The following is a 20,753-nucleotide window of genomic DNA, read 5'->3' as shown; positions in this document are numbered from 1 at the left end:
GCCCAAACTTCACACCACAGGCCCGGTAGTCACCTTTGCTTCTTCACGCACGGTGGGTAGCACGCGGGGCACCCGCCGCCGCACGAAGGAGGAGAAGACCATGAGGTACCCGTCCAGCCGTCCCGGTGACCAGACACAGAGCGCCGGGGACCTGCAGCTCGAGTGGGAGACGAGCCCGCGTTGGGCCGACATCGAACGGACCTACACCGCCGAGGACGTCGTCCGCCTGCGCGGCACGGTGCGCGAGGAGGCGACGCTGGCGCGTCGCGGCGCCGAGAACCTGCGGCGCCTGCTGCACTCCGACGAGTACGTCCGCGCGCTCGGCGCCTACACCGGTGGCCAGGCTGTCCAGCAGGTCCGGGCCGGGCTGCGCGCGATCTACCTCTCGGGCTGGCAGGTCGCCGCTGACGCGAACCTCGCGGGCCAGACCTACCCCGACCAGTCTCTCTACCCCGCCAACTCGGTGCCCGCCGTCGTCCGGCGCCTCAACAACGCACTGCTGCGCCAGGACCAGCTCGAGCACGCCGAGGGTGAGGTCAGCCGGGACTGGCTGGCACCGATCGTCGCCGACGCCGAGGCAGGGTTCGGCGGCCCGCTCAACGCCCACGAGCTGGCGCACGCGATGATCCAGGCCGGCGCCGCCGGCATCCACTGGGAGGACCAGCTCGCCAGCGAGAAGAAGTGCGGCCACCTGGGTGGAAAGGTCCTGGTGCCCACCGGGCAGCACATCCGCACGCTCGACGCCGCCCGGCTGGCCGCCGACGTCGCCGGTGTCCCCACGGTGATGATCGCCCGCACCGACAGCCTGGCCGCGGACCTGATCACGTCCGACGTCGACGAGCGGGACCGTCCGTTCCTCACCGGTGAGCGCACCAGCGAGGGCTTCTACCGGGTCCGCTGCGGCCTCGAGCCGACGATCGCCCGCGGCCTGGCATTCGCGCCGCACGCCGACCTGCTCTGGTTCGAGACCGGTACGCCCGACGTGGGCATGGCGCGTGAGTTCGCCCAGGCGATCCACGAGCGCCACCCGGAGAAGATGCTCGCCTACAACTGCTCGCCGAGCTTCAACTGGAAGCGGCACCTGTCCGACTCCCAGATCGCCTCCTTCCAGGAAGAGCTGGCGGGCATGGGGTACCGGTTCCAGTTCATCACCCTGGCCGGCTTCCACGCGGTGAACCACGCGATGTTCGAGCTCGCGGCCGGCTATGCCGACCGGGCGATGAGCGCCTATGTCGACCTCCAGCAGGCCGAGCTCGCCGCCGAGCCGAGGGGTTACACCGCCACCCGCCACCAGCGCGAGTCCGGCACCGGGTACTTCGACGCGGTCTCGACCGCGCTGAACCCGGAGAGCGCCACGCTCGCCCTGGCCGGGTCCACCGAGTCCGAGCAGTTCTGAGCCCGGTCGTACGCCCCGGACGGAGCTCGCCCGGCTGGTCGAGATCGCGACCGGTCGGGCGAGCTCCCGGCCGACTCCGGCCCGCGTACGCTGCCCGCGGTGGTCCTGCGCGCCGGCACGGTGCCGGCCGGCCGCCCGGGAGGTCAGCAGTGAGCGCCGCCACGATGCGCGACGTCGCCCGCCTCGCAGGGGTGTCGGTGAAGACGGTCTCGAACGTCGTCAACCGGACGCCGCACGTCACCGAGGCCACGGCGAGGAAGGTCCATGCCGCGATCGCCGAGCTCGGCTACCGGATGAACTTCGCGGCGCGCAGCCTCAGCCTCGGCCGGACCGGCATGATCGCCCTCGCGGTGCCGCAGCTCAGCCTGCCGTACTTCGCCGAGCTGTGCGACGACGTGGTCGAGGCCGCCGAGCGGCGCGGCTACACGGTGCTGCTGGAGCAGACCGGCGGGCTGCGCGAGCACGAGCTCGCGGTGCTCGCCTCCGACCGGCGCCGGATGACCGACGGCCTCATCTTCTCCCCCACGGGCCTGCGCGCGGAGGACGGTGCCAGCCTCGAGGTCCCGTTCCCGATGGTGCTGCTCGGCGAGCGGCCGCTGAATCCCGACGTCGGCCACGTGGCCATGGAGAACCGTGCCGGTGCCCGCGCCGTGACGGAGCACCTCCTGCGGATCGGACGACGGCGGATCGCGGTGGTCGGGTCCTACGACACCGGCGAGGTGGGTGCCGGCTACCTCCGCACGCGCGGTTTCCTCGACGCGCTGGAGGCCGCGGGCGTGTCCGACGACCCCGCACGCCACGGCGCCGCGACGGCGTGGACGCTTCAGGACGGCGCCCGCGCGATGCGCGAGATCCTCGACCGCGCGGACGTGGACGCCGTCTTCGCGCTGAACGACGTGCTGGCGCTGGGCGCCGTGCGGGCCCTGGACGACGCGGGACGGCGCGTGCCGGACGACGTCGCGGTGGCGGGGTTCGACGACATCCGGGAGGCGGCCTTCGTCCGGCCGCGGCTCACCACCGTGAACCCGGCCCGTCGCGAGATCGCCCGCCGCGCCGTGGACCTGCTCGTCGACCAGGTGCTGGATCCCGAGGCGCCGCTCGCACGCGGGACCGTCAGCCCGGCCCACACGCTCATGGTGCGCGAGTCCACGACCGGGTGAGGTCCCCCGGCGCCACGAGCCGGCCCCGGCCCGGTCGTCCTCGCCCGCCGTCGTTGACCGCGTCCCGGCGCTGTGTTCCACTTACACCGGTGTAAACGCTTCCGCCGACACGGTCGGACAGCGCTCAGGAGTCCAGTCACGATGCCGCGACGACGCGGAGGAAGGCCCAGCGATCATGCGGACGACGAGGATGCGGCTTCGCCGCGGCGCCCTGGCGGCGGGCACGGGAGCCGCGCTCCTGCTGACCGCGGCGTGCGGCCAGGCCGAGAACATGGACGACCAGGGCGGCGGTGGCGGTGACGACACCGGCGCGGGCGGTGAGGTCACGATCCGGTTCGCGTGGTGGGGGAACCCGGACCGCGCCCGGATGACCCAGGAGGCCATCGACGCCTTCAACGAGGAGCACCCCGACATCACCGTCGAGACCGAGTTCACCGACTTCGACGCGTACTGGGACCGGCTCGCCACCTCGGTGGCCGCGGGCGACGAGCCCGACGTCATCACCATGGGAGGTGCCTACCCGCGGGAGTACGGCTCGCGCGGCACCCTGCTCGACCTCGCGGAGGTCTCGGACATCATCGACACCTCGGTGTACGACGAGGCGGCCCTCGCGAACGGCCACTTCGACGGCACCCAGTACGGCGTCCCGACCGGCGTGAACAGCTACGGCGTGGTCGCCAACCCGCGCGTCTTCGAGGAGGCGGGCGTCCCGATGCCCGACGACGACAGCTGGAGCTGGGAGGACTACGCCGAGATCGCCGCCGAGATCTCCGCCAACTCCCCGGACGACGTGTACGGCTCCGAGGACCCGACCGCGCCGGACACCCTCGACCTGTTCGCCGACCAGCACACCGGCTCCGGGCTGTACACCGAGGACGGCGGGCTCGCCGTCACCCCGGACACGGTCGAGCAGTGGTTCGACCTCACGACCGGGCTCGTGGAGTCCGGCGCCACGCCGGAGGCGACCGTCAGCGTCGAGCTCATGGGACAGCCCAACCCCGAGCAGACGCTCATGGGTCAGGGCCTCGCCGGCATGACGTTCGCCTGGACCAACCAGCTGCAGGCCTTCGCCGAGGCCTCCGGGGACGACCTCGTCATGCTGCGCGCTCCCGGCGAGACGACCGAGCAGGAGCCGGGCCAGTGGCTGCAGGCCTCGCAGCTGTACACGATCGGCGCGAACTCCGACCACCCGGAGGCCGCGGCCGAGCTCATCAGCTTCCTCACCACCTCGACGGCCGCGGCCGACGCGATCGGCTCGGACCGGGGCGTGCCCGCCGTCGCCGAGCTGCGCGAGCACCTCGAGCCCGACCTGCAGCCCGTCCAGCAGACGGAGTACGCGTACATCGACCGGATGACCGGGCTCATCGACGGCGACTTCGTCATCGGTCCCCCCGGCTCGGCCGACTCGCCGAGCATCATGGACCGCGTCAACGAGCAGGTGCTCTTCGAGCAGCTCAGCCCGGCCGAGGGCGGCCAGCAGTTCATCGACGAGATGAACGCGGCGATCGAGTCCAGCTGAGGGCCCACGGATGGCGATCGACCGCGAGGCCCTCGTCCGCCGGCACACGGTGGTCACCACCGCGCTGGACCCGCGCTCACCGATCCAGGTCGGCAACGGCACGGTGGCGTTCGCGGTCGATCCCACCGGGCTGCAGACCTTCCCGGAGGCCTATCCGGTGCCCGACGCCTCGGGCGGTCCGCCGGGGACGCTCCTGGGCACCTTCTCGCAGTGGGGCTGGCACTCCACCCCCGGGCCGGACGGCGGTGAGCCGCCCCTGCCGCGGCGGCCGTACCGCGGCCCGCGCGGCGAGGTGCCGTACGTCGACGCCGAGCCCTCGGCCAGGGACGACTCCGCCCTGGACGCTGACGTGCGGTGGCTGCGAGCCAACCCGCACCGGCTGGACCTGGTGCGCGTCGGCTTCCTGGTGGACGGCGCCGCGCCGGACCGGGAGGCGCTCGGCCCGTTCCGGCAGGCCCTGGACCTGTGGACGGGCGTCGTCACCAGCGACGTGCACCTCGCCGGTCACCACCTGCGCGTGACGACGGCGTGCCACCCGGACCGAGACGCGCTCGCCGTCCGGGTGGAGCCGGCCAAGCCGGACGACGGCGGACCGGACGCCGACCTCGCCGTCCGGCTGGCGTTCCCGTACGGGTCCGAGGCGTGGGCGGGCGGCGCGGACTGGACGCGGCCGGACGATCACCGCACCGAGGTCGCGCCGCGTGGGCCGGGCTCCGCCGTCGTGCGGCGGTTCTTCGACGGCGCGGACCGGCCGGACCACGCCGTCGCGGTGCACGCTCCGGGCGCGGGCATCGAGACCGTCGCGCCGCACGAGGTGCGCATCAGCGGTGCCGGCGCGCTCGACGTCGTCCTCGAGCTGGTGCCGGGCTCGGAGGCGCCGGAGCCGCCCTCGGTGCAGGAGGTGCTGACGGCGTCCGCGGAGCACTGGCCGCGGTTCTGGCGCTCGGGGGCGGCGCTGGAGCTCTCCGGTGACCCGCGCGCGGCGGAGCTCGAGCGGCGCGCGGTGCTCTCGCAGTACCTCACCGCGATCCAGTGCTCCGGGGACCTGCCGCCGCAGGAGACCGGGCTGCTGGTCAACTCCTGGCGCGGCCGGTTCCACCTGGAGATGCACTACTGGCACGCCGCCCACTTCGCGCTGTGGGGCCGGCCGGAGCTCCTCGCCCGCAGCATGGACTTCTACCGGCGGATCCTGCCGGCGGCCCGCGGGACCGCGCGGCTCCAGGGCTACGCGGGCGCCCGCTGGCCCAAGCAGGTCGGTCCGGACGGGCGGGAGAGCCCGAGCCACATCGGCCCGTTCCTGCTCTGGCAGCAGCCGCACGTCATCCACCTCGCCGAGCTGCTGCGCCGCGCGGGATGGCCGGACGCGGACCGGCTGGGCGACCTGGTGGAGGAGACGGCCCGCTTCATGGCCGACGTCGCGGAGCCGAGCCCGGACGGGTACCGGCTCGGGCCGCCGCTGATCCCGGCGCAGGAGTCCTACGCCGACGTCCGGGACCGGGTGACCGACCCGCCGTTCGAGCTCGCGTACTGGTCCTGGGCCCTCCGCGTGGCCCAGCAGTGGCGGATCCGCGCGGGCCTCGCGCCCGAGCCGCGATGGGACGAGGTCGCGCACGGCATGGCCCCGCCGCCGGTCCTGGACGGTCGGTACGCGGCCGCGGTGCTGCGCTCGGACGCCGGGGCCGAGCCGGTCACCGTCCGGCAGGACCATCCGTCGATGGTGTACGGCCTCGGTGTCCTCCCGGCGACTGGGCTGCTGGAGCCGGCGATCGTGCGCGCGACGTTGCACGACGTGCTCGACGACTGGGACTGGCCGAGCACGTGGGGCTGGGACTTCCCCGCCCTCGCGATGACGGCGGCCCGCCTCGGCGAGCCCGAGGTCGCGGTCGACGTGCTGCTGCGCGACGTGCCCAAGAACACCTATCTGCCGAACGGGCACAACCACCAGACGGAGACCCTGCCCGCCTACCTGCCGGGCAACGGCGGCCTGCTGGCCGCGCTCGCCCTCATGGCGGCCGGCTGGGAAGGTGGCCCCGGCGACACCCCGGGCTTCCCCGCCGGCTGGCACGTCCGCCACGAGGGCTTCATCCCCTCCCCCTGACCCACCCGCGACTCGTCATTCCTGTGCCGACTCGGCGGGGGTCAGGTGAGGTCGGCGACCTGCTCGCGCACCACGGCGCGGAACCGCTCGTCCTCGGCGAGCTCGGCCGGGAAGATCTCGGTGAGGCCCAGGAGCCGGTCCGCGAGCCCGTCGCCACCGGCGGCCGCCTCCTGGAGCCGGTCGGCGAGGGGGTCGTCGAGGACGAGACCGGCCTCACCGTCGGCGCTGCGGGCGACGAACACCATCCACGCGGCGACGGCGCGACCCACCCGGTGCGGGACCGCACCCGCTGCGAGCCGGTCGCGGACCGTGCCGAGCAGCCGGACGGGCAGCTTCTGAGAGCCGTCCATGGCCACCTGGATCGTGGTGTGCCCGAGCGCCGGGTTCGCGAACCGGCCGAGCACCTCGTCGCGGTACTCGCCGAGGTCGACGCCGGGGGGCGGGGTCAGCGTCGGGATGACGTCCTCGTCGACGAAGGCGCGGACCTCCTCGCGCAGCGCGTGGTCGCCCACGGCATCCGCGATGGTGCGGTGCCCGAGCACGGCGCCGCGGTACGCGAGGTAGGAGTGCGACCCGTTGAGGATCCGCAGCTTGGCCTCCTCGAACGGCGCGACGTCCGACGTGAGCGTGGCGCCCGCCTGCTCCCAGGCCGGCCGCGGACCCGCGAAGGAGTCCTCGATCACCCACTGGGTGAACGGCTCGGCGACCACGAGACCCTCGTCCCGCAGCCCGCTCAGCCTCGTGGCCTCGGCCCGGTCCGCATCGGTGGTGGCCGGCACGATCCGGTCGACCATCGTGGCGGGGAAGGCCGCGTGCTCCGCGGCCCAGGCGGCGACGTCGTCGGCCCCAGCGGCGGCCAGCAGCTGCCGGACGAGCCCGGCCAGCATGGCACCGTTCTGCACGATGTTGTCGCAGGTGACGACGGTGATCGGCGTGGCGTCCCGGCGTGCCCGGCGCGCCAGCCCGCGGGCCAGCATGCCGATCGGGCTGCCGGCGGGATCGTCCACCTCCGTGCCACGCAGCTCCCCGGCCAGCGCCGCCACGTCCGTGCGCACCCCGGGATCGTCGAGGTCCAGACGGTCCCCGGCACGCCGGTAGCCCTTCTCCGTCACGGTCAGCGTGACGACGTGCACCGACGGGTCGGCGAGCCGGGCGAGCACCTCCCCGGTCTGCTCCCCCGGGAACGACACGTCGCGCACCGCGCCCACCACCCGCAGGTCCGCCGTCGGACGGCCGGCGCCGTCGAGGCCCTTGGTGAGCACCCCGTACAGGCCGTCCTGCGGTCGGAGCTGCTCGGCCACCCGCGCGGACCGCTGCGTGACCGCGTGGATCCCCCAGGTCGTCTCCTCCGCCGCCGCCATGGCGTCCTCCGTGTGGACCGCCTGGTGCGCGCGGTGGAAGGCGCCGATCCCGAGGTGCACGAGCCCCACGGTCGTCGCCCGGGGGTCGACCGGCGGACGGGCGACCCCGGGTGCGGCGCGCGTCACGGTGGTGAGGGAGAGTCGGTCGGTCACGGTGAGGCCTCCGGTCCGGGCACTTCCAGCGGCGCCCGCGACGCTGATAGGTTTGATTGCGAAAGCGCTTTCATCGTAGAGAGGCGGCAAGGTTGCCGCCACCGAGGAGTCTGTCATGACCGACGCCTGGGTCCTGAACCCGGACCGTGCCCTCCCGGCCGGAGAGCTGCGACCGATCGCCAAGGAGATCTACTCCGCCACGGCCGGCCTGCCACTGGTGTCGATGCACGGTCACGTCGACGCCGCCGTCCTCGCCGAGGACGCGCCGTTCCCCGATCCCGCCCAGCTCCTCGTGGTGCCGGACCACTACCTGGTGCGCATGGTCGTCTCCCAGGGTGGGGCCACGCTGCCGCAGATGGGCGTGCACCCCGTCAGCGGCGCCGGCAGCGACGCCGGGGTCGAGACCGACGCGCGGGCCATCTGGCGCCGCTTCTGCGAGAACTGGCACCTGTTCCGGGGCACGCCCACGCGGTACTGGCTCGAGCACGAGCTCGTCGAGGTCTTCGGCGTGACGCGGCGTCCGTCGGCCGAGACCGCCGACGCCATCTACGACGAGCTGACCGCGACGCTGGCGCGCCCGGACTTCCGTCCGCGCGCGCTCTTCGAGCGGTTCGGCCTGGAGATCCTCGCCACCACGGACCCGGCGACGGCGGACCTCGCCCACCACCGTGCGCTCGCCGCCGATGGGTGGGGCGAACGGGTCGTGCCGACCTTCCGGCCGGACCCCCTGCTGCACGTGGACCGGCCGGACTGGCGGACCCAGCTCGACGCGCTGTCCGAGGCCGCCGGCACGGACGCCCACGACTACGACGGCTACCTGGCCGCGCTGCGCCGCCGGCGACGGGCGTTCGTCGAGGCCGGTGCGCGGGCGACCGACCACGGGCACCTCCTCGCCGACACCACCGAGCTCGACGCCGCCGAGGCAGGCCGGATCTTCCGGGCCGCCCTCGCGGGCGAGGTCTCCCCCGCCGAGGCCCAGGCGTTCAGCGGGCACATGCTGTTCCAGATGGCCCGGATGTCCACCGAGGACGGGCTGGTCATGCAGCTGCACCCGGGCTCGCTGCGCGACCACGACCGCGGGCTCGCCGCCACCTTCGGGCAGGACAAGGGCTACGACATCCCGGTTGCCACCGAGTACACGCGCGCGCTGCGGCCCGTGCTCGAGGCGTTCGGGCACCACCCGAGCTTCCGGTTCGTCGTCTTCACGCTGGACGAGACGTCGTTCTCCCGCGAGCTCGCCCCGCTCGCCGGTGTGTACCCGGCCATGCGGCTCGGGGCGCCGTGGTGGTTCCTGGACTCCCCGGACGGCATGCGCCGCTTCCGGGAGGCGATCACCGAGACGGCCGGGTTCTACAACACCTCCGGCTTCGTGGACGACACCCGTGCGTACGCCTCGATCCCGGCGCGGCACGACCTGGCGCGCCGGATCGACGCCGGCTACCTGGCGCGGCTCGTCGCCGAGCACCGCATGGAGCTGGACGAGGCTGTCGAGACCGCCGTCGACCTGGCGTACCACCTGCCCAAGGCCGCCTACCCGGCGCCCGCCCCGGCGACCGTCTGACGCCCGGCGCACGCCCGCCGACCGACCACGGGCCCTCAGCGGAGCGAGCGCACGAGGAACTCGACTGCCCGGTCCTGCGCCTCCGGCGGGAAGGCGTGCGGGCCGGGGAGGATCGCCTCCTCCAGCGCGGCGGAGCCGGGCTCGGCGTAGCGCTCCCGCAGCTCCCGGTGCGCGTCCCGGACGCCCTCGGACGGGAACAGCTCGTCCTGGTCGAACGACAGCACCATGAGGTCGTGCCGGCGCCGCCCGGCCGCCAGCCGCGGGAGGCCCCAGTCGGGCCCGAGCGGTGAGGCGAGCAGCCACGAGTGGGCGTCGACGTGCGCGGGGAACAGGGCCTGGGTCGTCGTCATCATCGCGACCACGACGGCGGCCGTGAGGCGCGGGTCGAGCGCCGCCAGCTGGGCGGCCCGCCCGCCCCCGCCGGACATCCCGACGACGGCGGTGCGGTCAGCGTCGACGCCGTCCAGCCCGCGCAGCACGCCGAGCGCGACGAGGTCGTCGTACGCGACCATCCCGGCAAAGGTGGTGCCGAGGTAGCCGGCCGCCTTGGCCACCACGTGCTCGTGCGCCGCGGCGGCGGCGTCGTACCGGGTGTCGGCCAGCTCGGCGGGTGCCGGGGTGGTCCCGGTCGCGGCCCACAGCGCCTCGGCCCCCGCGAGGGCCGACTGCACGCCGGACGGTGGCGGGTCCAGCGTGAACCGCCGCGCACCCCACCCGAACGTGTCGTGGGCGAGGACGGCGAACCCGGCGCGGGCCAGGTCCTTGGCCAGCGCCCGTCCGCCGTAGAGGTCCCGCCGCGCGCGCTGCGCAACCGCCGGGTCCGCGGGCGTGCGGAGCAGCTCGGCGGCACCGACCGACTTCACGCCGCCGTGGCAGTGCAGGGCGAGCACGCCGGGCAGCGGGCCCGCCGTGCCGGCCGGGCGCAGCGCCCACGCCCGGGTGGGCGGTCCGAAACCCACGGACCAGTGCAGCTCGGTGACCTCGACGCCGTCCTGCTCCCAGGCCCCGGCGGTCCGCACGTGGGCCGGCTCGGGCCGCGGGACGCCGAGGAGCCGGGCCACGGCGCGGGTGGTCTCGTCGCCGTCGTGGAGCTCCCGCCCGCGCAACCAGCCGGGCCAGTCCTCGTAGCCGCCGATGGCGCTCGGCCGTGCCGGCATCTCAGCCGCCGATCTCCGCCTCGACCTCGGTCCGGAACTGGGCGGTCGCGGACACGGGTCCTCCCTGTCGGGCGGCGGGAGGGGTCACGACGGCTGCCCCGCCTCGGTGCGCAGTGTCGGGACGGCGAGCAGGCCGGAGGAGACGGTGTCGGCGGCGCGTTCCAGGTCCTGCATGGCGAACCGCCGGCCGTACCGCTCACGGCTCAGGGCCGCCGCGTCGCGCACGGACCGGTCACCGGCGAGCGCGTTGGCAGCCGTGTTGCGCACGGTGACGCTCAGCGTGTTCTCGCCCGGTCCGAGCAGGTGCCCGATCCCGACGGCGTAGGGCGGGTGCCACGCGACCCCGGCCAGGCGCCCGTTGACGGCGACCTCCGCGACGGCTCCGACCGGCGGCACCACCTCCGTCCGGTACGAGCGGCCCCGGACGCCGTCGCGGTCGGCGCCGGCCCGGCTCACCGCCGACGCGGGCCCGAGGTCGAGGGTGACGGCGGGTCGGTCGGCGCCCGGCGCGCCGTGCACGGTGGTGGTGTAGGTCGCGGCCCCGGAGTAGCCGTGCCGTCCGGGATCGTCCTCCCACCGGTGCGGCAGGACCACCTCGTGCGCCGTCTCCTCGTCGGCGTACCGGAGCGTCCACGGGCCATCGAGCGTCGTGGCGAAGGTGGGCGGTGAGAGCTTTGGTCGGTCGGTGGGCTCGCCGTCGTGCCCGACGAGCACGACGGCCTCGTACGGGTGGAGCTCCAGCGTCAGCTCGGCCGCGCCGTCGAGCACGGCGGTGACGTTCCCGGTATCGGGGTCCCAACGCTCGACGACGCCGCGAGGCAGGCGCGGTACGAGCGTCACCGTCCGGCCGTGCGGCGAGGTGTTCGCCACGAAGAACACGTCGACGTCCCCGACGCGGCGGTACGTGACGCCGACCGCACCGTCGTCACCGCCGGCGGCGACCCGCAGCGGCGGGTCGAGCAGCCCTGGCAGCGCCGTGGCCAGGTCGCTGACGGGGGTGCCGAGGTCGATCGAGCCGCCGAGCCGCAGCACGCACGTGCCGGCGTCACGCGCGCGCTCCAGCCACGCGGCGGTCGGCGCGGGCAACCGGCTGACGGCGGGCAGCACGACCACGCGGAACCGGGCGGGGTCGAGCACCTCGACGGACGCGTCGTCGAAGACGTCGTAGTCGAGGGCGGCGTCGCGGATCGCGGCCGGGACCGCGTCACCGACGTGCTCGCGCACCCGGTGCCAGAGGTCGAGGCGGTGCGGCCGTTCCTCGTGCATACGGGCGTAGACGTCCTGGTAGGGCGCGTAGATCCCCACCTCACTCACCCGCCGGCCCTGCCGCATCAGCCACGACAGCCGGTGGGTGTAGCCGAGCAGGTGGGGCATGGCCGGCCACCACGGGTTGCGGTCGTCGAGCGCTCCGGCGGCGTAGAAGATCCAGCCCAGGCCGTCACCGGTGCGCGGGCTGTACGGCCAGCCGTGGGCGACGACCTGGTTCACGCCGAGCAGCAGGTGCTCGTGCAGCTCCCCCTTGAGGTCCAGCGGCGTCGCGCGGAACGACGGCGAGTGGACCCACGTCCAGGTCTCCGCGGAGACGACGTCGGCCCCGTAGAGGTTGGCGGCCGAGGTCGCCCACCGGGTCTGGGTCAGCTCCCGCCAGCCCCAGCCCTCGCCCTCGATGAGGTCGGCCGCCGCGTAGCCGGAGATCGACGCGGGCGGCTCACCGTAGTTCTGGATGCGGAAGGGCACGCCCCTGGCGTGCGCCCAAGCGCGCACGCGGGCGACGAAGTTCTCCTCGTACAGCTCGGTCAGCGTCGCGTAGACGTCGGCCCGCACGTCGCCTGCCGGCCGCTCCCCGTCGCGCGCCCGCGCCCGCTCCCCGGGGGCGAGTGCCCACAGGTCCGGCAGCAGCTCGTAGCCGCGCCGCCGTGCGAACTCCGCCGGCAGGTCCGGCGTCCAGTCGGCGCCGTAGACCTCGAGGCTGTCGCAGAACACCGAGCCCAGCAGCTCCGGCGGGACGGCGGTCAGCAGCGGTTCGCCGAACCGCTCGAGGTGCGTGTCGGTGGCCCGCGCCGAGTAGTGATCGAGGACCGGGCCCTCTGCACCGGCCGCGGCCCGCTTGACGATCTGGCCGGTCGGTCGCGACCAGGCGAGCAGGACCACCCGCGGGCCGCGCCCGGCCGGCACCCGCAGGACCTCCTCGTCGTGGGCGATGCGGTCGTAGTGCTCCGGTAGCTCCTGCAGCGAGCCGTCACCGGTGAACGCCGCGACGAGGCTCTCGCCGGGCCAGCGGCCCACGAGCGGGACCTCCAGACCGGCCGGCCCCACCTCGTGCCGTTCCCACGCCAGACGCCGGGCCGCGGTGGTGCCGTCGATGTGCGGTCCGCCGAAGGACCAGCCGCTGCCGAGCGTGAGGTCGAACCGCAGGCCGCGCGCCCGGGCCTCCTCGGCCGCGAAACGCAGGTCGGCGAGGAAGGTCGGCGAGCCGAGCCGGTCGGTCTCCTCGGACAGCGGATAGACGTAGGCGACCTCGACGCCGCCGTATCCGCCGTCGGCGATGGCGTCCAGCTCCTCCCGCAGCCGGTGCCGCTCGACCGCCGGCCCGAACCACCACCAGCGGGTCATCGGCCGGGCGGCCGGGTCCGGACGGACGAACCCGGCGTGCAGTGCCGCCGCGCCGGTCACCGGTTCGGGTCCCGGCCGGGGGATGGAGGCCTCCATGCGTTACTGCGCACCCAGGATCGACTCTGCCTCGGCTCGGAAGGCGGCGGCCGCCTCGCCCGGGGTGACGCGTTGGAAGAGGACGTCCTCGTTGTGCCGGCCCAGGGCCTCGGAGACCTCGGAGGCACCGACCGGGGGCACGGGTGGCGGGGCAGCGACCTCGTCCTGCAGGTCGGTGATGAACTCGGCCGCGCGCCGCTCGGATTCGGAGAGGTCGTCCATGATCGCCTCGCGCACGTCGAGGTTCGACGGCAGCCCGCGGTCGGAGAGGATGACCTCGCCGGCCTCGACGCTGTTGTTCATCCAGTCGATGAACGACGCCGCCTCCTGCGGATGCGCGGTCGTGGCGGACATGGACAGCAGCATCGAGGACTTCAGCCAGGTGCCCGGCTGCTCGAACTGGGTCTCGCCCGGCCACCGGACCAGCTGGATCGGCTCGCCCGCCGCGTCCTCGACGGCGGTGAGCTGGTTGGTCCACCACGCCCCGAAGGCGCCCTCCCCGGTGGCGAGGAGTGACTGCTCGGGCCCGACCTCGGCGACCTCGATCGTCTCGGAGGCGCTGGGCTGCGCCCCGGCGGCCTGGAGGGCAAGGGAGTCCTGCCAGTACTGCTGGAGAACCGCGTCGTCGAAGCCCAGATCACCGTTCTCGGCGAAGAGGTCGCCGCCGTGCTGGCGCGCCCAGACGGTCAGCTGCTCGGTGTCGGCGTGCGACTGGAAGCCGTAGTGGTCTGTGTTCTCCGCCACCGCGGTGGCGGTCCGGTGGAAGTCCTCCCAGCTCCAGGTCGCGTCGTCCGGCAGCTCCACGCCGGCCTCGTCGAGCATCCGCGGGTTGACCATGAGGGCGTAGACGTTGACGCCGGTGGACAGTCCGTACAGGCCTCCGTCGAACTCCCCGGAGGCGAGCACCGCAGGGTCGTAGGCGGAGGTGTCGATGTCGTGCTCGGAGAGGTCGGCGAGCACACCGCGGCTGCCGTACTCGCGCAGGTAGCGCTCGTCCTGCAGGATGACGTCCGGGGCGTCGCCCGCGGCCACGGCGGTGGAGAGCTTGTCCCAGTAGCCGCTCCAGTCGGTGTAGTCCGGGACGACGTCGATGTTCGGGTGCTCGGACTCGAACAGGGCGATGAGCTCCTCGTTGAGCCGGTGGCGGGAGTCCGAGCCCCACCAGGAGAACCGGATCTGCACCTGGCCTCCGTCCGCCCCCTCCTCGCCGCCGCCCTGGGCGGCGATGTTCTCGCTCTGGCCGCACGCGGCGAGGCCGAGTGCGCACGTGGCGAGCGCGGCGACGGCGAGCCGCCGGCGTGTTCTGCGCATGGTTCCCTCTCGTGTCGTTGCTGTGCACCTGACGTGGTGCCCCGGGCGTCCCGGGAGGGACGGGACGCCCGGGGGGCTCTCACTGCTGCCCGATCGCCGCCTCGACCTCGGCGCGGAACTGGGCCGCGGCCTCCTCCGGCGTCAGGCGTCCGAAGAGGACCTCGGTGTTGTACCGGGTGAGGATCTCCTGGGTGTCGCCCGACCCCACGGGCGGGACGGGCGGGTTGTCGACGACCTCGTCCTCCAGGTCCGCCAGGAACTCCGCGGCACGCTGCTCCGGCTCCGGGAGGTCGTCCATGATCGCCTCGCGCACGTCGAGGTTCGTGGGCAGGCCACGGTCGGTGAGGATGACCTCGCCGGCCTCGACGCTGTTGTTCATCCAGTCGATGAATGCCGCCGCCTCCTCCGGGTGCTCCGTGGTGGCCGACATCGAGACGAACATGCCCGGCTTGTAGTACATCCCGGGCTGGTCGAACTCGGTCTCGCCGGGCCAGCGGATGATCTCCAGCGGCTCGCCCGCGGCCTGCTCCAGCGTCGCGAGCTGGTTGGACCACCAGACGCCCACGGCCGCACGGCCCTGGCCCATCAGGGACTGCTCAGGGGCGATGTCGACCTGCTCGGAGCTGAGCGAGGCGGGAGTCTGGCCGCCGCTCTCCTGCAGGTCGAGTGCGATGTTCCAGTACTCCACCAGCAGCTCGTCCTCGTACCCCAGCTGGCCGTCCTCGGTGTAGAGCGCCTGGCCGTGCTGACGCGCGTAGACGTGGAAGCCTGCCTCGTTCGCGTTGTGGTCCACGAGGCCGTAGACGTCCTCACCGCTGGCCCCGACGGCCGTCATGGCTTCCTTGAAGTCGTCCCAGGTCCAGGTCGTGTCATCCGGGAACGGGACACCGGCGTCCTCGAACACCCGTGGGTTCGCCAGGAGCGAGTACACGTTCACGCCGTTCGCGAGGCCGTACAGACCGCCGTCGAACTCGCCGCTGGCGAGGATCGAGTCGTCGAGCGCGGAGGTGTCGATGTCGTACTGGGAGAGGTCGGCGAGCACGCCGCGGCTCCCGTACTCGCGGAGGTACCGCTCCTCCTGCTGCATGATGTCGGGGGTGTCTCCGCCGGCGGTGGCGGTCGCGAGACGGTCCCAGTAGCTGTCCCAGTCGGTGAAGTCCGGCTCGATGTTGACGTTCGGGTTCTCGGCCTCGTACATCTCGATGAGCCGGTTGTTCATCTCGTGCCGGACGTCCGAGCCCCACCAGGCCCAGCGCAGGGTGACCTGCCCGCCGTCGTCACCGCCCCCGCCTCCGCCGCCCTGGTCGTCCATGTTGTCCGCCTGGCCGCAGGCGGCCGTGACCGCCAGGGCCGCCGCGGCGGCCGTCGCCAGGAACATCCGCCGTGCCGGTGCTCTCATGATCCGCTAGACCTCTCTGTCCAAGGGTGGTGCGGGCTACGTTGCCCGCGGTAATGGAGTTGTCGGTGCCGGTCCGGCGGCGGTGGCCGCCGGAGCGGTTACTTGATGCCCGTCGTCGCGATCCCCTTCACGAGGTACTTCTGGCCGAACAGGAAGACGAAGAAGACCGGGAGCAGGGAGACGATCGACATGGCGAACAGCGCCCCCCAGCTGGACTCACCGGTGGAGTCCACGAACGTGTTCAGCGCGATGGGCACCGTGTAGTTCTCCGGCCGGGTGAGGAAGATCAGCTGGGAGAAGAAGTCGTTCCACGTCCAGATGAACGTGAAGATGGCCGTCGTGGCGAGGGCCGGCAGCGAGAGCGGCAGCATGACCTGGAAGAAGATGCGGCCGTGGCCGGCGCCGTCGATCCGCGCCGCCTCGTCCAGCTCCTTGGGGATGCCGCGGAAGAACTGGACCATGAGGAACACGAAGAACGCGTCCGTGGCGAGGAACTTCGGCACCACCAGCGGCAGGAACGTGTTGATCCAGCCCAGCTCCGAGAAGAGCACGTACTGCGGGACGATGATCACGTGGATCGGCAGCATGATCGAGATCAGCATGATCGCGAACCACAGCCCGCGGAGCCGGAAGTTCAGCCGTGCGAACGCGTACGCCGCCATCGCGCAGGAGATGAGGTTCCCCAGCACGGCGCCGGCAACGATGATCGCGGAGTTCAGCAGGTAGTGCGAGAACGGGTGGAGCAGCGCCGTCCAGCCGTCCAGGTAGTTGCTGAAGTCGACGTCCGAGGGGATCAGGCCCGGCTCACGGAAGATGACGTCGTTCGGCTTGATGGACGAGGACAGCATCCACAGCAGCGGGTACAGCATGCCCACGCCGCACAGCAGCAGGATCAGGTGCTTCAGGCCGGAGCGCCACCACACGAACCCGGACGCCGGCCGCGTGTCCGGCATCGACGCCGCGATCTCGGAGAGGGTCTCGCCCCGCTTGGTCTCACGCTCCGTCGGCGTGGTCGTCGGCTCAGTCATTGTAGAAAACCCAGAAACGCGAGGCGAAGAAGTTGATGGCTGTGAGCGCCGCGATGATCAGCAGGAGCACCCACGCCATGGCGGAGGCGTAGCCCATGTCGAACGACCGGAACCCCTGCTGGTAGAGGTAGAGCGTGTAGAACAACGTCGAGTCCGCCGGGCCACCCGTGCCGCCGGAGACCACGAACGCCTGCGTGAACGCCTGGAACGCCCCGATCACCTGCAGGACCAGGTTGAAGAAGATGATGGGGGTCAGCAGCGGCACGGTGATCGAGAAGAACTGCCGCCACTTGCCGGCCCCGTCGATGGCCGCGGCCTCGTAGTACATCGTCGGGATCTGCCGCAGGCCCGCCAGGAAGATGATCATCGGGGCGCCGAACGTCCAGACGTTCAGGATGATGATCGTGCCGAGGGCGTAGTCCGGGTGCGAGACCCAGCCCTGCCCCTGGATGCCGAAGAGCTCCAGGACCTGGTTGATCAGACCGCGGGTGCCGAAGACCTGCCGCCACAGGATGGCGATCGCCACCGAGCCGCCGAGCAGCGAGGGCAGGTAGAAGATCGACCGGTAGATCGCCAGCCCGCGCAGACCGCGATCGAGGACCACCGCCAGCGCGAGCGCCAGGATCAGCTGGAGCGGGACCGAGACGGCGACGTAGGTGAACGTGACGCCCAGCGCGTTGTGCAGCCGCTGGTCGGTCAGCATCTCGACGTAGTTCTGCGCGCCGATCCAGCCGGGGTCCGTCAGCAGGTCGTAATCGGTGAACGACAGGTACAGGGACGCCACGAGCGGTCCGACGGTGATGAGGATCAGGCCGACGAACCACGGCGCCATGAACACGACGGCGGCCTTGCCGTCGCCGCGCTCGGCCGGGGCGATCGAGCGTTTGCCGCCGCTCCGCCTCAGGCGGGACAGCTCTGCGACGACGGACATCAGGCGAGTCTTCCGCCGCGCAGGACCGCACGCTGCGCGGCGGCGGGACGGAAGTCTGTCTGCCAGGTGACAGTGACGGGGAAGCGCCTCATGCGTCCTCCTCGGTGGATCGTCGTCGATGTACCGGCGGAGCGTGCGCCAGCGGTTAGGAAAGCGCTTCCACTATGGACGCGTGCCTGGCTGCCGTCAAGCGTGCCGGACGGCGGAACCCGTAAACCCTGGGAACTGCCCGGAAGCCCGCGCGCGACCATGCGATTCCTGGCGCGGACGGTGCCCGGAGCGCGCCGGGGTCGGCGGCTTGACAGCGGCACCGGCTGCGTAAACGCTTCCGGCATGACGAGCCCGGACCCGACCACCCCCGTCCGGGTCGCCGTCGTCGGCGCCATGGGCTTCGGACGCATCCATCTCCGCGCGCTGCGGGCGATGAGGCCCGCCGCGCTGCTCTGCGGCGTCGTCGACCCGCGCCCGCTCGAGGGCGAGGCGCTCGAGCTCGCCGGTGACGTACCCGCCTACCACTCCCTCACCTCGCTGCTGGCGGACCAGGTCCCGGACGTCGTCGCCATCGCCAGCCCGATCCCCACCCACGCCCCGCTCGCCGTACAGGCGGTGCATGCCGGCTGCCACGTCCTCGTGGAGAAGCCACCGACTGCGACGTGGGCCGACTACCAGCAGCTGCTCGCGGTTGCCGCGGAGACGGACCGGGCGGTCCAGGTCGGCTTCCAGGCGGACGGCTCGACGGCGTACGACCGGATCGCCGAGATCGTCGCCGCGGGGGAGATCGGCGAGGTGCGCGGCGTGGGTGCGGTCGGAGCGTGGGTCCGGGAGCCCGCGTACTACGCGCGGGCGGCGTGGGCGGGCCGGCGCCGCCTGGACGGCGTCGAGGTGGTCGACGGCGTGGTGACCAACCCGTTCGCCCACGCGGTGCAGGCCGCGCTGCGTGTTGCCGGCGCGCGGCGCGCCGAGCGGGTCGAGACCGTCGAGGTGGAGCTCTTCCACGCCAACGACATCGAGGCGGACGACACGTCCGCGGTACGGGTCGTGACCACCGACGGACTGCCGGTGGCGCTGGGCCTAACCCTCTGCGCGGCCGCGGACCGGGAGCCGGAGGTCCTGGTGCACGGGACCGCCGGCCGGATCGTGCTGCGGTACAAGATCGACGAGATCGAGGTGGTCACCGCCCGCGGGACCCGGACGTCGACCGCCTCCACCACCGGGTTGCTGCCCAACCTCGTGGCGCACGTGAGGGACCGGTCGGTCCCGCTGCTGAGCGGGCTCGCGGACGCGGGCGGGTTCATGCGGGTGATGGAGGCGGTCCGCACCGCGCCCGACCCGGCCCAGATCGACGTCGCCCATGTGGAGCATGTCGGGGGCCGGGTCCAGGTGCGGGACGCCGAGCTCTGGTGCCGACGCGTGGCCGAGGAGCTGCGGACCTTCACCGGCCTGGGCGCGCCCTGGGCACGGGACGCCGCCGCCCGCTGACCGGTCTGCCCGGTCTGCCCGGGGGGGCGCCGGTCCCTCCGCGGGGCCGGTCCCCCTCGGGCGCGACCGGTTCACCCCCTCGCGGGGATTCCGGGCCGGGTCAGAGGTCGACGCCCAGGCCGAGCCGGACGATGTCGACCGGCTCGCCGGTCCGGATCGACTCGTTGGCCGCGATGCCGACGGCGACGGCACGCACGCCGTCGAGGTACCCGGCCGGCCGGCCCAGGGGATCCTCGCTCGGGCCGTTGAAGATGTCACCGAGCAGGATCGCGTCACCGCCGCCGTGCGAGCCGACCCCCATCGGGATCTCGACCTCCGCCGCGCGTTCCCAGTGCCGCTGGACGACCAGCCGCTCGCCCCTCGGGCGCAGATCGTCCGCGTCGGCGGCCTCCTTGGCGCTCGGGTCGAGCAGCGCCTGACCCTGCGCGTCGACCTCGACCGAGCCGCGCTCGACCACCTCGAGCTCGGCGCGCCCCTCCGTGCCGTTGACCGTGACGCGGTAGCCCTCCCACGGGGCGTGGGCGTTGAGGGAGTAGGTCAGCAGCGCACCGCCGCGGTAGTCCGCCAGCACGGCCATGTTGTCCTCGATGGTGATGCCGGGTGCGAAGACGTCCTGGTCGCGAAGGTAGCCGTCGTGGTGCTCGGCGTCGAGGTAGAGCTTCTTGAGGTGCTCGTCCTGACTCATGTCCAGCGACCAGTGGTCGCCCGGCGCGGCCTCGGCGCCGCGGGCCGGCCGGGGCCCGGCCTGGGGTGCGCCGGCGCCGGCGTCCCCGTAGAAGGCGAGACGCCCGCGGGCGTACACGCGGGTCGGGGTGTCCGCCAGCCACCAGTTCACGAGGTCGAAGTGGTGGGACGACTTGTGCACCAGCAGGCCGCCGGAGCCTGCCTTCTGGCGGTGCCAGCGCCGGAAGTAGTCCGCGCCGTGGACGGTGTCCAGCGCCCACTCGAAGTGCACCGAGGTCACCGCGCCGATGCGTCCGGAGGCGATGACCTCCTTGAGGGAGGAGTTCCTGGGCGAGTACCGGTAGTTGAACGTCATGACCAGGTCCCGGCCCGTGCGGCGCACCGCCTCGGTGATGCGCCGGCACCCCTCGGCGTCGGTCGTCAACGGCTTCTCGACGACGACGTCGGCACCCGCCTCGAGCGCGCGGGTCACGAGGTCGGCGTGGGTGTGGTCGGGCGAGGTCACCACGACGACGTCCACCGCGTTCTCCGCGATCATCGCCTCGAGCGCCTCGGGTGCGTACCGCGGCAGCGGCGCCCCGCCCGCGTCCGCGACGACGCCGTCGTAGTAGTCGATGCGCCCCGGGTTGGTGTCGCACCACGCCACCAGCTCCGCGACGTCCGCGTGCGGGCCGATGATGGCGTGGACGTACATGCTCGCGCGGTGTCCCGTGCCGGCGACGGCGTAGCGGCGGACGGTGGGCGTGGCAGGGGCTGTCGTCATCGGCGTGCTCCTCGTGCGATCGGGTGTGTAAGCGCTTACTCCAG

14 protein-coding genes are annotated in these 20,753 nt (G+C 73.1%); 6 read left to right on the top strand and 8 right to left on the bottom strand.

Annotated elements, in window-relative coordinates; all coding sequences use genetic code 11:
* The first annotated feature begins 100 nt into the window (after positions 1 to 100).
* The 4 genes from aceA (at position 101) to ACFQQL_RS03890 (ending at position 6,173) form a co-directional block, all read left to right on the top strand.
* The gene (gene aceA, locus ACFQQL_RS03905) at positions 101 to 1,396 is read left to right on the top strand and encodes an isocitrate lyase (RefSeq protein WP_382391449.1); all 1,296 of its coding nucleotides are present in this window, start codon (positions 101 to 103) and stop codon (positions 1,394 to 1,396) included.
* 149 nt (positions 1,397 to 1,545) lie between these two features.
* Positions 1,546 to 2,556, top strand: a complete 1,011-nt coding sequence (locus ACFQQL_RS03900; RefSeq protein ID WP_382391447.1) for a LacI family DNA-binding transcriptional regulator — start codon at positions 1,546 to 1,548, stop codon at positions 2,554 to 2,556.
* Between the two features lie 175 nt (positions 2,557 to 2,731).
* On the top strand, positions 2,732 to 4,075 hold the full coding sequence (locus ACFQQL_RS03895; RefSeq protein WP_382391445.1) for an ABC transporter substrate-binding protein: 1,344 nt from the start codon (positions 2,732 to 2,734) through the stop codon (positions 4,073 to 4,075).
* A gap of 10 nt (positions 4,076 to 4,085) precedes the next feature.
* Positions 4,086 to 6,173, top strand: coding sequence for a hypothetical protein (locus ACFQQL_RS03890; RefSeq protein WP_382391443.1), 2,088 nt, complete (start codon positions 4,086 to 4,088; stop codon positions 6,171 to 6,173).
* Positions 6,174 to 6,214: 41 nt separating this feature from the next.
* On the opposite strand, the gene ACFQQL_RS03885 is transcribed toward ACFQQL_RS03890, so the two are convergent.
* On the bottom strand, positions 6,215 to 7,687 hold the full coding sequence (locus ACFQQL_RS03885) for a mannitol dehydrogenase family protein (protein ID WP_382391441.1): 1,473 nt from the start codon (positions 7,685 to 7,687) through the stop codon (positions 6,215 to 6,217).
* A 115-nt stretch (positions 7,688 to 7,802) separates the two neighbouring features.
* Between ACFQQL_RS03885 and uxaC the strand changes: the two genes are divergently transcribed.
* On the top strand, positions 7,803 to 9,248 hold the full coding sequence (gene uxaC / locus ACFQQL_RS03880) for a glucuronate isomerase (protein ID WP_382391439.1): 1,446 nt from the start codon (positions 7,803 to 7,805) through the stop codon (positions 9,246 to 9,248).
* Positions 9,249 to 9,283: 35 nt separating this feature from the next.
* Here uxaC and ACFQQL_RS03875 read toward each other — a convergent pair whose 3' ends face one another.
* From ACFQQL_RS03875 to ACFQQL_RS03850, 6 genes are all read right to left on the bottom strand, one after another.
* Positions 9,284 to 10,405 (bottom strand): dienelactone hydrolase family protein, encoded by a 1,122-nt coding sequence (locus ACFQQL_RS03875; RefSeq protein ID WP_382391437.1) that lies wholly within the window; start codon positions 10,403 to 10,405, stop codon positions 9,284 to 9,286.
* A gap of 84 nt (positions 10,406 to 10,489) precedes the next feature.
* On the bottom strand, positions 10,490 to 13,114 hold the full coding sequence (locus ACFQQL_RS03870) for a glycosyl hydrolase (protein WP_382391435.1): 2,625 nt from the start codon (positions 13,112 to 13,114) through the stop codon (positions 10,490 to 10,492).
* Positions 13,115 to 13,117: 3 nt separating this feature from the next.
* Positions 13,118 to 14,425, bottom strand: a complete 1,308-nt coding sequence (locus tag ACFQQL_RS03865) for an ABC transporter substrate-binding protein (protein WP_382391433.1) — start codon at positions 14,423 to 14,425, stop codon at positions 13,118 to 13,120.
* Between the two features lie 79 nt (positions 14,426 to 14,504).
* Positions 14,505 to 15,824 (bottom strand): ABC transporter substrate-binding protein, encoded by a 1,320-nt coding sequence (locus tag ACFQQL_RS03860; RefSeq protein WP_382391431.1) that lies wholly within the window; start codon positions 15,822 to 15,824, stop codon positions 14,505 to 14,507.
* Positions 15,825 to 15,922: 98 nt separating this feature from the next.
* Positions 15,923 to 16,777, bottom strand: coding sequence for a carbohydrate ABC transporter permease (locus tag ACFQQL_RS03855; protein WP_382393780.1), 855 nt, complete (start codon positions 16,775 to 16,777; stop codon positions 15,923 to 15,925).
* Between the two features lie 67 nt (positions 16,778 to 16,844).
* Positions 16,845 to 17,783, bottom strand: coding sequence for a carbohydrate ABC transporter permease (locus ACFQQL_RS03850; protein ID WP_382391429.1), 939 nt, complete (start codon positions 17,781 to 17,783; stop codon positions 16,845 to 16,847).
* Positions 17,784 to 18,116: 333 nt separating this feature from the next.
* Here ACFQQL_RS03850 and ACFQQL_RS03845 point away from each other — a divergent pair, with 333 nt between their 5' ends.
* Positions 18,117 to 19,262, top strand: coding sequence for a Gfo/Idh/MocA family protein (locus ACFQQL_RS03845; RefSeq protein ID WP_382391427.1), 1,146 nt, complete (start codon positions 18,117 to 18,119; stop codon positions 19,260 to 19,262).
* A 100-nt stretch (positions 19,263 to 19,362) separates the two neighbouring features.
* Here ACFQQL_RS03845 and ACFQQL_RS03840 read toward each other — a convergent pair whose 3' ends face one another.
* Positions 19,363 to 20,709, bottom strand: coding sequence for a Gfo/Idh/MocA family protein (locus ACFQQL_RS03840; protein ID WP_382391425.1), 1,347 nt, complete (start codon positions 20,707 to 20,709; stop codon positions 19,363 to 19,365).
* Positions 20,710 to 20,753 lie beyond the last annotated feature (44 nt).

The sequence above is a fragment of the Georgenia alba genome (assembly GCF_042665525.1).
In the GTDB taxonomy this organism is placed as follows: domain Bacteria; phylum Actinomycetota; class Actinomycetes; order Actinomycetales; family Actinomycetaceae; genus Allobogoriella; species Allobogoriella alba.
Note: the sequence above shows the minus strand (reverse complement) of the source record. Positions and strands in the feature narration are given on the sequence as shown.

Bases quoted from the DNA above. Each gene is read 5' to 3' on its own strand.
- aceA (WP_382391449.1), top strand. From the start codon at position 101: ATGAGGTACCCGTCCAGCCGTCCCGGTGACCAGACACAGAGCGCCGGG.
- ACFQQL_RS03895 (WP_382391445.1), top strand. From the start codon at position 2,732: ATGCGGACGACGAGGATGCGGCTTCGCCGCGGCGCCCTGGCGGCGGGC.
- ACFQQL_RS03890 (WP_382391443.1), top strand. From the start codon at position 4,086: ATGGCGATCGACCGCGAGGCCCTCGTCCGCCGGCACACGGTGGTCACC.
- uxaC (WP_382391439.1), top strand. From the start codon at position 7,803: ATGACCGACGCCTGGGTCCTGAACCCGGACCGTGCCCTCCCGGCCGGA.
- ACFQQL_RS03875 (WP_382391437.1), bottom strand. From the start codon at position 10,405: ATGCCGGCACGGCCGAGCGCCATCGGCGGCTACGAGGACTGGCCCGGC.
- ACFQQL_RS03870 (WP_382391435.1), bottom strand. From the start codon at position 13,114: ATGGAGGCCTCCATCCCCCGGCCGGGACCCGAACCGGTGACCGGCGCG.
- ACFQQL_RS03865 (WP_382391433.1), bottom strand. From the start codon at position 14,425: ATGCGCAGAACACGCCGGCGGCTCGCCGTCGCCGCGCTCGCCACGTGC.
- ACFQQL_RS03860 (WP_382391431.1), bottom strand. From the start codon at position 15,824: ATGAGAGCACCGGCACGGCGGATGTTCCTGGCGACGGCCGCCGCGGCG.
- ACFQQL_RS03855 (WP_382393780.1), bottom strand. From the start codon at position 16,777: ATGCCGGACACGCGGCCGGCGTCCGGGTTCGTGTGGTGGCGCTCCGGC.
- ACFQQL_RS03850 (WP_382391429.1), bottom strand. From the start codon at position 17,783: ATGTCCGTCGTCGCAGAGCTGTCCCGCCTGAGGCGGAGCGGCGGCAAA.
- ACFQQL_RS03845 (WP_382391427.1), top strand. From the start codon at position 18,117: ATGACGAGCCCGGACCCGACCACCCCCGTCCGGGTCGCCGTCGTCGGC.
- ACFQQL_RS03840 (WP_382391425.1), bottom strand. From the start codon at position 20,709: ATGACGACAGCCCCTGCCACGCCCACCGTCCGCCGCTACGCCGTCGCC.